Below are 15,121 nucleotides of genomic sequence, written 5' to 3' on the forward strand. Positions count from 1 at the left end.
TAGGAGGTAGTAATGGAGCTAAATCCAATTTTTCCTTTTGAGCCTATTTCTTCAGATATTGTACCAATTGGTCCTGAGTGGATTTCGCAAATAAAATGGGACGGTGTTAGAATCCTAACCTATTTTGATGGGAAAGAAGTTAAATTATTTAACCGCAAATTAAATGATCGTACAAATATTTTTCCAGAGCTAACAAATATAAAATCCTATACGACTGCTCAATCAATCATTTTAGATGGGGAGGTCATCGCCCTCGATCAAAATGGTAATCCATCGTTTCATGAGGTAATGCGTAGAGATGGAATCAGGCGCATGGATCGCATTGATTCAGCTATAGAAGCTGTACCAATTTTCTATATGATTTTTGATATTCTTTTTTACAATGGAGAATGGGTTACTCAATTACCTCTTCAAGAGAGACAAAATTTATTATTAGAAACGATTCAACCTAGTAAGCAGATTCAATTAGTTCCAAATAATACTGATGGAGTTGCTTTATTTGAGGTTGCGAAACAACATAATTTAGAAGGAATCGTATGTAAAAATTTAAATAGTAAATACTTGATCAATGGAAAGCACAATGCGTGGCAAAAAGTAAAAAATTATAAGGATATTATTGCTGTAATTGGTGGGGTAACGTATCGTTCTGGAATTGTTAATTCTATTTTAGTAGGACTTTATGATGAAAAGAATCAACTCGTGTTTATCGGTCATGTTGGAACAGGAAAATTATCAAAATCAGAATGGAAAGACCTGACTACAGTCATTAATACAATAAAAATAGAAAACAATCCATTTAGTAGCCAACCAAAAAGAATAAAGGAAATTCAGTGGATTCAACCATTGTTAACTGTTAAAGTTCAATTCATTGAATGGACTGAAGGTCATTCATTAAGACAACCAAGTATCCAAGCGTTTGTCGAAAAAGATCCTAAAGAATGTACTCTTACAGATTAGGGGATTATGATATGAATCATTACTTTTTTCAAAAACGTAATAAAATTTATGCAGGCTTTTTCTTTATTTTAGGTTTCCATTTAAAAGAGAAGACCTTTTTAGTGGGACTTAAAAAAGATAATGATATTTTACAAATAGGGTCTTTCTCAAATGGAATAAGCGAGGAAGAGAAGGGCATTTTGATTAAAGCAATCGAAGCAAATAAAAAAAGCAAAAAAGGTAATATTCAATTTGTTGAGCCTGGGATCTGTATTGAACTTGAGTTTCAAAGTATAGAAAACAACCAATTAACAAATGCAAAATTTATATCTTTTCAATTACAGCATGCATGGAATGAATGTACTTGGGATGGTTTACTATTGGGTAATCTTAATTTGGAGGAAGAATTAACACTAACTAGTCCTGAAAAAGTAATATGGAAGGATCCATATATAAATAAAGAGAGCTTTGTTTCATATTTAGCTCAAATATCTACTTATATGCTTCCATTTCTAAAAAATCGTTTATTGACAACAATCCGTTTTCCGAATGGAATAGACAGTGAATCTTTTTTTCAAAAAAATCGTCCAGATTATGCTCCGAGTTTTATTAAAACTGAAGAACATGAGGGAAATAATTTTATTATCTGCAATGATGTATCAACATTGCTATGGTTAGGAAATCAATTAGCGATTGAATACCATATTCCTTTTCAAACATATAAAGCCAATAACCCGATTGAAATCGTATTCGATTTGGATCCACCTAATGCAGATGCATTTCCTTTAGCAATAAAAGCCGCATTGGAAATGAAATTAATCTTTGATTCTTTTCAAATAAAAAGCTACCCAAAAGTGTCTGGAAGTAAAGGGATTCAAATTCATATTCCAATTAAAGAAAACTCGCTTACCTATGATGATACAAGAGTATTTACATCTTTTATTGCACATTATTTAATTGAAAAATTTCCAGATGATTTTACGATCGAAAGATTTAAAAAAAATCGAGGGAATCGACTTTATATTGATTATGTACAGCATGCAAAGGGAAAGACCATTATTTCCCCATACTCTACAAGGGGAAAGGAAAAACCAACTGTTGCAACGCCTCTATTTTGGGATGAGGTAAATGATGAATTAAAAATGGAAACATACACAATCCCTTTTGTACTAAATCGATTAGAAAATAGTTCATGTCCAATGCACGAATATTTTGATCAAGAAAACAATTTTTTAAACGAGTTAATTTCTAAAATTAAAGAAAACCAATCTAAGTAAAAACTCCCTAATGATTATGAGTAGGGAGTTTCTTTGATTCTATATTTCAATGATAATTGGTAAAATCATCGGTTTTCTCTTAGTTTTCGTAAATAAAAATTGTCCAAGAGACTTTTTAATGTTTTGCTTCATAACTCCCCATTGGAGTTTGTTTTCATCAAGTAATTCATTTATGGAAGATGTGACGATTTGATTTACTTCTTTAAGTAAACTTTCAGAGTCACGTGCATAGACAAATCCTCTTGAAATTGTATCGGGACCAGAGATAATTTTTCTTTCCATTTTATTAATGGTAATTACGATTACAAGCATACCATCTTCAGCAAGCTGTTTACGATCTCTTAATACGATGTTGCCGACATCACCAATGCCCATGCCATCTACATAAATATTTCCAGCTGGAATTCTCCGGCTTTGGATTGCTTCAGATTGTAGTATATCTACAACATCACCATTTTTAATAATAAAGATATTTTTTCGTTCTACGCCAACGGATTCAGCAAGAGAGCGGTGGTGATGAAGCATTCTGTATTCACCGTGGATTGGAATAAAGTATTTTGGCTTCATAAGTGTAAGCATGAGCTTAAGTTCTTCTTGATAGGCATGGCCTGAAACGTGCATTCCTGTTGAGCTTCCTGAACCATAAATAACATTTGCTCCGAGATTGTAAAAATTATCGATAATTCGGGAAACACTTCGCTCATTACCGGGTATTGGTGAGGCAGCTAAAATCACGGTATCACCTGGATAAACATCAACACCTCTAAAACTAGAGCTTGCTAGTCGAGCAAGAGCTGCAAGCGGTTCTCCTTGACTACCTGTGCATAATATTGTAATAGATTCTGGTGCAAAACTATTAATTTCATCAGTTTCAATTAACATACCTTCAGGAACTGTTAAGTAACCTTGCTCCATCGCAACTTGAACAACATTAACCATACTTCTACCTAGTAGTGCTAACTTTCGATTTGTGATAATCGATGCATCAACGATTTGTTGCACACGATGGACATTAGAGGCAAATGTTGAAATAATGACTCTCTGTTTTGCTTTCATAAAAGCATCTACAATATGCTCTCCAACAATCCGTTCAGAAGGGGTCGAGCCAGGTCGTTCAGCGTTAGTGCTCTCAGATAAAAGTAATAAAACACCTTTACTACCTATTTCGGCCATTTTATGAATATCTGGATATTGATTGTTAACAGGAGTTAAGTCGAATTTAAAATCCCCGGTATGTACTACAGTTCCTTCAGGAGTATCAAATACGATGCCTAAGCAATCAGGAATACTATGATTTGTTTTAAAAAATGAAATCGAAAAATGTTCAAATTTAATAATCGAATCAGAGTCTATTAAAATTAGTTCAGTTTCTCCTAATAGTCCGTGCTCTTTTAATTTTAGCTCAATTAATCCAAGCGTTAATCTTGTTGCATAGACTGGGATATTCAATTGCTTCAAAAGATACGGGATTCCACCAATATGGTCTTCATGACCGTGCGTAACAAATAAGCCTTTAATCTTTTCTTGATTTTCTTTTAGATAAGTAATATCTGGGATAATCAAGTCAACGCCTAATAAACTCTCGTCCGGAAATTTCGAACCACAGTCTATTAGAATGATTTCTTTTAAATATTGAATGGCATACATATTTTTACCAATTTCATTAATGCCACCTAAGGCAAAGACTGATAGCATACTTTTTGTTGGACTCAAAATCTTATTCCTCCTAGTACATTGAAAAGTATAAACATTTTCTCTTTAGAAATTGCCATATTTTTCTTAGTATGTACGTAAGAGTAAAAATCATTCAATCGACGGTTTTCATAAAAAAAATGAGTCGGTGTAAACCGAGCTCATTTTTAAATTACTCTTCGAAATAATTTTTAAATGGTTTTTTAGGTGTATGCGTTTCGTTACGATAATAAGGATTATCTACAGTAGAATCTTTAGGATCCAAGTTTGTTTTAATCACTAATGTCGGTCCGGTTGTACCATGCTCAGCAATAATCCGATCATTTAATTCATTAAAATCAGGTAGTTTTTTATTCCCTGGTTGTAATGGTTCAGACATATTACCACCTCCTGACAATAGGATGGTTTCTTCAAGAAAAATTATGTATATAGACTAGAGTTGATTTGTTATTAAAAGTTAGAACTTAAATAAGTATCAGGAAGTGTACTTGCTTTTGTCAATGTACATACTGATTAGCATAATGATCAAAGCGATAGTTCAACTAAAAAGGTGGAAATATGAATGACAGTAATAGAGAAATTAGCAAGTTCTTTAAGCCGTAGAGATGAAGAGCCTAACATCGAATTAGCGATTCAAGTTGTGGATCAAAATGATGAAAGTGCTGTAAAAGAACTGATCGAAAATCTTACAAACAAAAATAAAAACATCCAGAATGATTGTATAAAAGTTTTATATGAAATCGGTGAACGCAGCCCATCTTTAATATCCGATTATACTAATGAATTTTTTTCACTTTTAGAAAGTAGAAGTAATAGACTTCAATGGGGAGCAATGACTGCTCTAAACAGTATTACAAGTGACGTTCCTGAAATAATATTTTCAAATATCCAAAAAATCATTGTTGCAGGTGATAATGGTACAGTTATTACAAAAGATCAAGTTGTAAATATCCTTATAAAATTATGTTCCATTAAGACATATGCAGAAGAGTCATTTAATTTGCTTATTGATCAATTAGTTAAAAGTCCAACAAACCAACTCCCGATGTATGCGGAAAGATCGATGCCTATTATTAATGAAGAAAATAAAAATTTATTTATTAAAACATTAACTTCTAGGTTGGATGAAATTGAAAAAGAGTCTAAAAGAAAACGAGTTGAAAAGGTTATTAAAAAGATTAGTTAAAAAAACAAAATAGTCGATATTGTCACAAATGATTAATATTTGTGTTGAATTTGAACCGAACAAAATGTGTACTTTGTTGATAAAGCTGTGAACTTTATTGATAAGGTACTTATTTTTGTAGTTGTTTTAGCTATGACACTTAAAATTGATGAATTATATTAAACCTATCGTTGGACATAAATTTAACTTTCGATTAGAGCAGTACAATTTAATTCTTGATTGTGAAGTTCTTGAAGTAGAAGAACTAAATAAGCTTTCTTACACATGGGTCGGTGGTGGAATAAACACTACCATTACATGGACATTGAAGCATGAAGATGGAAACTTATTTACATCTTGAACAAACAGGATTCGAAAAAGAAGATCAAGCTTTCAATGGTGCGAAATTTGGTTGGGTGAGAATGGGCGACGAGCTTAAAAAATTGTTAGGAAATATGTAAGATAAAACCTCTAAACTATGTATTAAGCTAATATAGGAAAAACAAACGGATCAGTTTAGGGCTGGTCCGTTTTTTTTTTCTATCCTTTTTGTTGAAAATATTCGAATTATAAAAAAATTTGTATTTGATAAAATTTATGAAATCTAAAATTCTGTCAAATCTCAATATAATGAGACTATCAAGAGAGAGAGGAAGATGGGGGAAAGATGAAAAAAATCAAAAAAAATGTTACAACTGTGGCACTTACAACAGGTCTTGTAGCTAGCGTATTCAATCCGATTTCGATTACACACAATGTTCATGCACAACCAGTTTCAAAAGTGGAGCAAGTTTTATCAACTCTTACACCAGCTCAACGTGAGGCAATTAAACAATTAAAAGTTAGTGACAAAGAAGGACTTCAAGTAGCTCCTGATTTAGATTTAACAAGTGATGCACAAACAACAGTTATTGTTGAATTTAAGGACAAGCCTGTACAAACAGCAGTAATGGTAGCTGAGACAGCAGGTTCAAATCTTTCTGAATCAGATGCACAAGCAAAAGTAGATGCTTCACACGAAACGTTTGATCAAGATCTAAAAACGATCTTCAGTAAAGAACTAAAAGAGAAGAAAAATCCTTACAAAATTAAACGTTCATACAAAAAAGCATTTAATGGGGTTTCAATGACACTCCCTGCTAATAAAGTAAAATCATTACTTAAATCGAATGCCGTTCAAGCAGTATGGAGTGATTTGCAAGTTCAATTAGATGATCCGACTGTTAAAGAACAAGCTTCTGGTCAGCAAGGTCCAACTCATAATATGGTAACTTTCCCTGGCGTTGAAAAACTTCATGAAGAAGGTTATACAGGAAAAGGTGTAAAAATTGGTATTCTTGATACGGGAATCGATTATAATCATCCAGATTTAAAAGGTGCTTTTAAAGGTGGATACGATTTCGTTGATAATGATAATGATCCAATGGAGACAACATATGCGGATTGGAAGAAATCTGGATTGCCTGAAACAAATGGTGGTGAAGCCTACTATACTGAGCATGGAACGCATGTAGCTGGAATTATTGCTGGACAAGGTAAAAACAATGCAGATTATGCGGTTACGGGTGTTGCACCAGATGCTGACATTTATGCTTATCGTGTGTTAGGTCGATACGGATCTGGTCAAACTTCAGCAATTTTAGCTGGTATTGACAAAGCAGTATCAGACGGTATGGATATTATCAGTATGTCACTTGGAGCAAACTACAACGATCCATTATATCCTACGGCAATTGCAGTAAATAATGCCGTACTTTCAGGTGTAACAGCAGTAGTTGCAGCAGGTAATTCTGGAAATAAAATGTATACATTAGGTTCTCCAGGAAATGCACCATTGGCAATAACAGTTGGAGCAAGTGATACATCTGTTACGATTCCACAATATACAGCAACAGCTCATTTATCAACAGGTGATTCACCTGCAGATCTGAAGTTAGCTGGACAAGGAAATACTGATAACATCGCTGATTTCCAAGGACAAACATTGCAAATGGTCAATGTAAGTTTTGGTGCAGACACTTCATATTATAAAAAAGATGCGGATGGGAATACAGTACCAATAGATGTAAAAGGAAAAGTTGTACTTGCGCAACGTGGTAGCATAGGCATTGCTGATATCGTAAGAATAGCTAAATCACACGGAGCGAAAGCCGTTGTTTTATACAATACTTCTGGAGATACTTTACAAGATGTATTTTTAGGGAACACATATGGTTATATTCCAACGTTCTTATTAAATAATAAACAAGGTTATGCTATTGCTAGTCAGTTACCTTTAACTGCAGCAAAGATAGGAACTTCAATCGACTTTACTTTCGGTAATATGAGTCAAACCGTTACAACTGGGAATAAATTAGCGGACTTTAGTTCCCGTGGTCCTTCACGCGTACTTTATGATATTAAACCTGAAGTAACAGCACCGGGTGTTTCTGTATTCTCTACTGTTCCTGCCTATATGCATAAGGATGATAATGGAAATGCATTAACTGATTATCAAAATGCTTATGAACGTTTATCCGGTACATCAATGGCTACACCGAATGTTTCTGGGGTAGCGGCATTATTAAAGCAAGCTCATCCAGACATGACGCCAGCAGATATTAAAGCATCACTTATGAATACAGCAGATCCACTAAATGATAAATATAGTGTATATGAAGTAGGTGCTGGTCTTGTTAATCCATACAAAGCTGTTCATGCACAAATGGAGATTCAAGTAAAAGACAAGACTAAAACGTTAGGTAGTAACGCTAATAATTCAGATAGTACAATTACCCTTGCAAGTAAAGGTATTAGAACAATTAAAAATATTACTGGAGCATTAAGCTTTGGTGAACAAGCTATTGATGGAAAAAATCTTACAGATTCACGTTCAATGACTTTATTTAATAAAAATTCAGAAGATAAAACTTTTGATGTAAAAGTTCAATTCCAGACATTGGATGGCCGATTTACAAATGACTCTAGAGCAGACCAAGATGCTGCTGCTAACGGCGTTACATTAGATGTGAAATCATCTGTAAAAGTGAAACGATATAGCAGTGCGAATATGGATGCTACAATTAATGTTCCGAAAACTGCAAAACTTGGAACATACGAAGGCTATGTAGTATATACGAATCAAAAAAATCCTGATGAATCATATAAAATTCCATTCGCTATTCATACAGTAAAAGAAGGAATCGACTATGTTAAGGGAGCTCCAGCCGCTTTTACCCTACCATATGAAGCTGGTAGCAATGCGACAAGATGGTCTGTTGGAGTAAACTTTAAACTAAACTCCCATATGCGTAACTTTGATTTCTTCCTAGTAGATCCAAAAACAAACGAAGAGATTGGTTACCTTGGTTCAGCTGATGGAATGGGTGCTGATGAAAATATTGAATACTATTTCCAAGGTGTATTGAATAATGGCCAGTATTATCCGTTAACTGGAAATCCGGATAACCCAATTGCATTTGATTATAAGGAAGTTGACCCTGGATTATGGAAAATTAGATTAGTAGGTACAAATGATAATGGTGAAACCTTCTCTAGTGATGCACCTGTTTATTATGGAGAGAAAGAGCCAAAGGTTACGATGAACTATGAAGCTGGCCAAATCGTTGAAACAGCTAATCCAACTGATAAATCTGTTTCAGTATCAGGTGCGGCATTTGATAAAGACATAGCTGAAATGCAAGCAGCAGGTATTAGTGCTTCACAAGGCGATAATAAAATGTATTATTATAATCCAAATAATTCAAGTGAAATAAACATTCCTGTAGATCAAAATGGAAAATTTAATTCAACAATACCATTGGCTACAGCTGGTCCAGTATCATTACCAATTACACATTATGATTTTTATGACAGAAATAAATCAACTGTTGAAAATTATGGAAGTGTAAAAGATGTCTATTTCGTGAAAAAAGGAACTGCTTATACTACAGCAATTGCTGATAAACAAAGAATCAACATGGGAGATTCAACGACTGTTACATTCTCATCAAAAAATGTAACTACAAATGTAAAGCAAGTGGTATATTCTTTCCTATATCCAAGTCAGTTCCTTGATGTAACGAAAGTACAACCGAACGATGGATTCAAAGATAAACTTAATGTTCAATATACTACAGAACCTTTTAATGGCTCGCTTACTAAAATGACGATTACTGCAACGGCGACTGGAGACCTAGCGAATACTGGAATAGCTGGGGATGCATCATTAGTAGATGTGACATTTAAGGCAAAAGATAAATACTATAAAGGTCCGATGAATTTCTACGATCCAACGGGTGCAAGTTTATTCTTTAAAGCAGTTTATACAAATGTAGATAATAGTACAGTAACTACTCAAGGTATCCAACCTTATTTCTATATTACTCCTACTTATTCTCTAATGAGGGGAGCGGTTCAGGCGGAAGGATTAGTTACAGGTATTGGCACTGCAGGAGAAATTGTTGCGAAAAAGATTGACTATAACAAAGCCGGAACAAAAATTAGTGTGAAAGATTCCGATGGAAAAGAGTACGGGGTATCTGATTCTTTAGGATATAGTGTAACCGCTCCAAATGGATTTACAACTAAATTGCCGATTACGGATAAGCCGTTTACATTATCAATTGACGTTCCAGGGCATTTCAAATTCAAGCAAGACTTTACAGTTGGCTTAAAAGAAGACGGTAAGGTAACAGCGGGATCTAAACCAGTTGATTATGATTATATCCCTGGTGGAGATGTAGATAAAAATAATGTAATCGACGTGAAAGATGCTCTTTACATCCAAACATATTGGGGCACAAATAAACGTGATGCAGATATCAACTATGATGGTGTAGTTGATGAGCAAGATATGCAGTATGTAATTAATAATTACTTTATGCAAAATCCATGGAATGACAATGCACCAAAGGCAGTCAAGAAATATAAAGGTGAAACTTTAGATGATGTTTTAAAGGATCTTGGATTAGAGTAATGGAATAGTATTTATATATTTTTAGTTGGTAACGATCTATCTTCGTTACCGATTTTTTTATTCCCTGTGGAAGGGAATAGGTTTAAATCAATTAAGTGTGTAGCTTTTTTTATGAAGAAACTTAGTTTAAATAATTAGGCACACAATCTGATTTTATTTCATAATACTACGATAAAGGTTTCTTTAGCAGGTTGGTGGTTAAAATGGGAAGCGAATCTAAAGCGATAGTAGGTTCTGTGATCGTATCAATTGGAACAATAGTAGCTGCAGTTGGTTCTACTCCGTCCCACTATTTAAATAGTAGTGTTCGAGATGATTTAACACTGATCGGTAACGTTTTACAGGCTGAAGGAAATGCGATTGATGCTGAGGCAAAGGGTTCTGTTCTTAGAGCAGTCGGAAAAGAAATAACAGCAAGTGGAAATTTGACCGTTATAACAGGTCTAGTTTTTGACATCGGGAAAGAAGCCTCCTATAAATTATTCATTGCAGGTAACTTGTTACAAGCGTTAGGGTTAGGAGTTAACACTGGAGAAACAATTGATACCACTCCATTCCCTGGTCAATCCGAAACCATTGTTGGAGGCATAACACAAATTATAGGTAACACTTTACAGGCAATTGGGTGGTCAGAGGCACTTTTTGAAATTAGAGAAGATGTGAATAAGCAAAAAGAGGTAGGCTATTACGAGGACTATATTAAAAAAAGTAATGTACCATCCGAATCAGAATCGTTGGTAGCAACAGGTAGCTGGATCCAAGCAATTGGCTCTGTTATTTCAGTGATTGGAGCAATTAAAGAAGGTACTCAGGCTAATTAACTGGAAAAAGGACTTACGTTTTTAATTACTAGAAGCCCCTTATTTTCTAAGGATTCATCGTTTAAACTTAAAAATTATTAACCGCTAATGTGTACGTTAAATACAAACAGAAGCGGGGATAAATGGTTCACGCTTTTTTGTGTTGCTAGATTTTTTAAAAATTATGTTAAAATGCATTAAAGTAGAAAACAAAGGATAAATTTAGAAGAGTTTTTATTTAAATTACATAAATTAAATAAAAAAACTTTTTGACCCCGTATCTTTTTATACATCCTGAACGTTTATAGGGTAGAGAGTGTTGAAAAAGGAGTGAACAGGAATGTTAAGTAAGCATAATCTGCACAGCATTGAAAAGGGAAATCAAGTTGAAAAGTCTGATGAATATTATTGGAAGGAGTACTATCCAAAATTGCAACGCTATTGTCGTTTTCTTACCCAAAATGAATGGGATGGTGACGATGTTGCTCAAGAAGCATTTTTTAAAGCGGTAAAATACTATCATCATGAGAAATTGAGCTCGGCTTTATTAAATAAAATAGCTTACAATCACTGGATCGATACTTTGCGAAAAAGAAAAGATGAAACAGTTAGTACTAATATCGAAATTTCTCAATATACAACAAATTTTCCAATTGATAATAAAATCAATAGTGTAGAGCTCTTACTTAAACATTTCACTCCAAAACAAGCGGTTATCTTTTTTCTAAAAGAAGCATTCCAATATAAACTTAAGGAAATTGCAGACATCTTAGGAACAACAGAAATAGCCATTAAGTCTAGTCTTCATCGTGCAAAGAAGCGTTTGGAAAAAACTAACAAAGATGAGCAAACACTTTCTATTGAATATTTTTGGAATGAGGAAGAGCGCGAGAAGCTTGATGAGCTTTTTCAGATGGCTTTAGAAGTTCAAGATCCTGCTATTCTTATTGAAGCTTTACCTTCTTTAGATAGTCTAGCTGATAGTCCTAAAATGGTTTTCTGTAATTTCCAATCAAGTCGAAAACAATCTCCTTCAAGCACTCTCTGCATGGCTGCATAGCCAATTAACGCTTTCAAGGAGGATTTTTAAATGACAACTGTTCCTTATGTAATAGAACAATCTAATCGTGGTGAACGTTCATATGATATTTATTCCCGTTTGTTAAAAGATCGGATTATTATCATCGGTGATGAAATAAATGATCATGTAGCAAATAGTGTAGTTGCACAATTATTATTTTTAGCTGCAGATGCACCTGATAAAGAAATTTCACTTTATATTAATAGCCCTGGAGGGTCGACTTCAGCGGGATTTGCGATTTATGATACGATGCAATATATAAAGCCCGATGTTAGAACAATTTGTACAGGAATGGCAGCTTCCTTTGGTGCAATGCTTTTACTAGCAGGAACAAAGGGTAAGCGTTTTGCTCTTCCGAACAGTGAAATCATGATCCATCAACCATTAGGTGGGGCAAGGGGCCAGGCAACAGAAATCGAAATATCTGCTCGTCGAATATTAAAATTACGTGAGCATATTAATCAAATAATTGCCGACCGAACAGGTCAATCAGTTGAAAAGGTTGCAAAGGATACAGATCGAGATTATTTTATGAGTGCAGAAGAAGCTAAAGAATATGGAATCATTGATGAGATACTCTATCCTAATAATTAACTTAAATTGTTCAGAGAAGAAGGGTTAGCAATGCTAGCCTTTTTTTGTGCAATTAGACGAATTTCAGTAATAGGGGATTTTAATAATTTAAGGCATGTTAAACAACTATTATTTAGTATTATTAAAACTTTACAAGGAATGAATATGTGAAATTTTTATGAATAGCATTAATTAGTACGTTAAAAGTTCAAGATCAAACTATATATGTCTAAGTAGAGGGGGGATAAAAATGACATTCGAACAAAAGAGTATAGCTGGCTTTATGCACCGAGGTATAACAGAAGAGAATACTTACTTCTTTTTGAATGACTTTACTTCCATACTAGTAAGCGGGGAAGACACAAACGGAGCTTTTTGTGTTTTGCATTGTAATGGTAAAAAAGATGGAGGGCCACCTCTTCATATTCATGAATTAGAAGATGAATCGTTTTATGTATTAGAAGGAGAGATTACTTTTTTTGTTGGGGATCAAACAATTTTTGCAAAAGCTGGTGATTATGTTTTTGCCCCAAGAGGTATACCTCATACATTTAAAGTGCGATCGGAAGAAACTAAATTTATAGTTACTGCTTATCCATCAGGTTTTGACCTATTTGTAAAAGAACTATCTGTACCATTTCATAAAGGATTTAAAAAGCCTGAAGATCCTCCTTCAGTTGAGAAAATTCAGAAGTTGATTGAGGTGTCAAAAAAATATAAAATTACGTATCCTAGTTTATAAAATGAGTGAAGGGCTTTGTACTAGCAATAGCCATTAAAAGACACTCATTATTGAGTGTCTTTTAATGGCTATTTTGATATATTGCTAGTTTCTAGTTAGATTATTAAAAATCTCTCTTCATTGGAAGTGAAAACTCGGCAGCAATTGGTAAATGATCAGATGCTATTGTTTTTATTACTTCCCCAGAGGAAATTTTGATGTCATCAGAAGTAAAAATATAGTCAATGCGGCGATCTGGATTTTCTACTGGAATGGTATAATCCTCATTTTGACCAAGGACGTTAAATACATCATTATATTGCGAGGTCATATTCAACATTTCTGCACTTTCAGCTGTTGCATTGAAGTCTCCTACTAAAATTTTTGAACCTTCGTTTTGATTTGCTATTTCAAGTATTTCTCTAACTTGAAGATCTCTTTGTTCTGCTCTTTTATTATCAAGGTGAGTATTGTAAAAATGAATATGATTTCCTTTTACGTTAATTACAGTTTCTAAAAGACCACGCTGTTCTGTTGGGCTTACTGGATATGGGATATTTGTGAGCAGATGATTTTTAGAAAAAAGGATTGGATATTTGCTTAATACAGCCGTTCCATATTGACGTCGATGTTGACCTACTTGTAAAGGCTCATAGTCGAGGTTTGCTGCATATGTATAATGCATTCCTAAATATTTTGCCAACCACTTTGCTTGATCTTCGAAATTACTTCGCTCTGAAAAATGATTATCTACTTCTTGCAAACCAATAATGTCAGATTTAGATTGTTTAATGACATTTCCGATTCTCTTCAAATCTAAAATTGTATCTGTTCCTTCTCCATGGTGAATATTGTAAGACATGACTTTAATTTGAGACTGTTTACCTTTTTCAAAACTAGTAGTTTCTTCTGCAGAAATTGATTTACTGTTGTACGAGAACATAGGAATTACTGATAGCAATAAAATAAAAGTAAAAATAAATAATTTTTTAAACAAGACTCTCATCCTCTCTTAGTTTTCTTTTTAACTACTTTTTAAGGATAAGAAATCTTTATTATCAAAATATTAGAATATTGTAATAAAAGTGTAAAAAACTATTTGCTTTCTTTTTTACAATCTGGCAAACTTGATAAAATTGATTAATAAAAAGTTCTTAATTATAGGAGATGACAATGAATCAATTAAATAAGTTAAACCCTATTGAAGCAGCACACCACTTTGTAAATAAATATTTTCCAAACTGTCAGGGAGCATTATTAGCAGGTAGCGTAGTCCGCAACGAGGCAACAGAAACATCTGATCTTGATATCGTTATTTTTGAGAAAAGCCTTAGTTCTTCATATAGAGAGTCATTAAAAGAACTTGATTGGGATATAGAAGTTTTTGTACACAACTTAACATCTTATAAACATTTTTTTGAAAGTGATTATGAGAGAGCTAGACCTTCACTACCAAGGATGGTTTCAGAAGGAATCATCTTAAAGGATGAAGGAGTAATTGAAGAGATTAAAAAAGAAGCAAATGATTTATTAGATAAAGGTCCAGAAAAATGGTCAGAGGAAACAATTAAAGTAAAGCGATATTTTATTACAGATACACTAAATGATTTTATAGGTTCCTCTAATAGAGCGGAAGAAATATTTATCGCAAATACACTAGCCGAACTAGTAAGCGAATTCGTTTTAAGAACAAATGGTAAATGGATTGGTTCTTCAAAGTGGGTTGTACGCTCATTAATACAATATAATGAAGATTTTGCAAATCGCTTTGTAGAAGCTTTTGATTTATATTATACGGCTGGTGAAAAGAATCAAATAATCAAATTAGTTGATGAAGTTTTGCATCCATTTGGAGGACAACTGTTTGAAGGTTTTTCTTTAGGAAAAAATGTGGATTTTTAATTTAAACATAAGATTGT

At 33.6% G+C, this 15,121-nt stretch carries 14 protein-coding genes; 11 read left to right on the forward strand and 3 right to left on the reverse strand.

From position 1 onward, the window contains the following. Positions 1 to 12: 12 nt before the first annotated feature. Both ligD (EP747_RS16770) and ligD (EP747_RS16775) read left to right on the forward strand, forming a co-directional pair. Positions 13 to 957 (forward strand): non-homologous end-joining DNA ligase, encoded by a 945-nt coding sequence (ligD, locus tag EP747_RS16770; RefSeq protein ID WP_129691249.1) that lies wholly within the window; start codon positions 13 to 15, stop codon positions 955 to 957. 11 nt (positions 958 to 968) lie between these two features. Continuing rightward, entirely contained in the window at positions 969 to 2,213 is a 1,245-nt protein-coding gene (ligD, locus tag EP747_RS16775) for a DNA ligase D (RefSeq protein WP_129691250.1), read from the forward strand. 39 nt (positions 2,214 to 2,252) lie between these two features. On the opposite strand, the gene EP747_RS16780 is transcribed toward ligD (EP747_RS16775), so the two are convergent. Further along, entirely contained in the window at positions 2,253 to 3,926 is a 1,674-nt protein-coding gene (locus tag EP747_RS16780; RefSeq protein WP_129691251.1) for a ribonuclease J, read from the reverse strand. A gap of 151 nt (positions 3,927 to 4,077) precedes the next feature. Beyond that, the gene (locus EP747_RS16785) at positions 4,078 to 4,284 is read right to left on the reverse strand and encodes a hypothetical protein (RefSeq protein ID WP_088013536.1); all 207 of its coding nucleotides are present in this window, start codon (positions 4,282 to 4,284) and stop codon (positions 4,078 to 4,080) included. A 183-nt stretch (positions 4,285 to 4,467) separates the two neighbouring features. Here EP747_RS16785 and EP747_RS16790 point away from each other — a divergent pair, with 183 nt between their 5' ends. The 8 genes from EP747_RS16790 (at position 4,468) to EP747_RS16820 (ending at position 13,223) form a co-directional block, all read left to right on the forward strand. Continuing rightward, a complete protein-coding gene (locus tag EP747_RS16790; RefSeq protein WP_129691252.1) occupies positions 4,468 to 5,091 on the forward strand; it encodes a hypothetical protein in 624 nt (207 codons plus the stop codon). Between the two features lie 148 nt (positions 5,092 to 5,239). Beyond that, a complete protein-coding gene (locus EP747_RS24905) occupies positions 5,240 to 5,431 on the forward strand; it encodes an SRPBCC family protein (RefSeq protein WP_235832917.1) in 192 nt (63 codons plus the stop codon). Further along, complete coding sequence (locus EP747_RS24910; protein WP_235832918.1) at positions 5,409 to 5,531, forward strand: SRPBCC domain-containing protein; 123 nt, start codon at positions 5,409 to 5,411, stop codon at positions 5,529 to 5,531. Before EP747_RS24905 ends, EP747_RS24910 begins: the two co-directional genes overlap by 23 nt. A 206-nt stretch (positions 5,532 to 5,737) precedes the next feature. Then, on the forward strand, positions 5,738 to 10,027 hold the full coding sequence (locus EP747_RS16800; protein WP_129691253.1) for a S8 family serine peptidase: 4,290 nt from the start codon (positions 5,738 to 5,740) through the stop codon (positions 10,025 to 10,027). Positions 10,028 to 10,230: 203 nt separating this feature from the next. Next, positions 10,231 to 10,848, forward strand: coding sequence for a DUF6944 family repetitive protein (locus EP747_RS16805; protein WP_129691254.1), 618 nt, complete (start codon positions 10,231 to 10,233; stop codon positions 10,846 to 10,848). Between the two features lie 319 nt (positions 10,849 to 11,167). Continuing rightward, the gene (locus tag EP747_RS16810; RefSeq protein ID WP_129691255.1) at positions 11,168 to 11,887 is read left to right on the forward strand and encodes a sigma-70 family RNA polymerase sigma factor; all 720 of its coding nucleotides are present in this window, start codon (positions 11,168 to 11,170) and stop codon (positions 11,885 to 11,887) included. Between the two features lie 30 nt (positions 11,888 to 11,917). Then, positions 11,918 to 12,502 (forward strand): ATP-dependent Clp endopeptidase proteolytic subunit ClpP, encoded by a 585-nt coding sequence (gene clpP / locus EP747_RS16815; protein ID WP_129691256.1) that lies wholly within the window; start codon positions 11,918 to 11,920, stop codon positions 12,500 to 12,502. Between the two features lie 229 nt (positions 12,503 to 12,731). Further along, positions 12,732 to 13,223, forward strand: coding sequence for a quercetin 2,3-dioxygenase (locus EP747_RS16820; protein WP_129691257.1), 492 nt, complete (start codon positions 12,732 to 12,734; stop codon positions 13,221 to 13,223). Between the two features lie 103 nt (positions 13,224 to 13,326). On the opposite strand, the gene EP747_RS16825 is transcribed toward EP747_RS16820, so the two are convergent. After that, on the reverse strand, positions 13,327 to 14,199 hold the full coding sequence (locus tag EP747_RS16825; protein ID WP_235832919.1) for an endonuclease/exonuclease/phosphatase family protein: 873 nt from the start codon (positions 14,197 to 14,199) through the stop codon (positions 13,327 to 13,329). Between the two features lie 176 nt (positions 14,200 to 14,375). Between EP747_RS16825 and EP747_RS16830 the strand changes: the two genes are divergently transcribed. Then, positions 14,376 to 15,104 carry a nucleotidyltransferase domain-containing protein gene (locus tag EP747_RS16830; RefSeq protein WP_129691259.1) on the forward strand — a complete coding sequence of 243 codons (729 nt, stop codon included), beginning with the start codon at positions 14,376 to 14,378 and terminating at the stop codon, positions 15,102 to 15,104. The last annotated feature ends 17 nt before the right edge of the window (positions 15,105 to 15,121 follow it).

It is taken from the genome of Gottfriedia acidiceleris (genome assembly GCF_004138285.1).
GTDB lineage: Bacteria > Bacillota > Bacilli > Bacillales > Bacillaceae_G > Gottfriedia > Gottfriedia acidiceleris_A.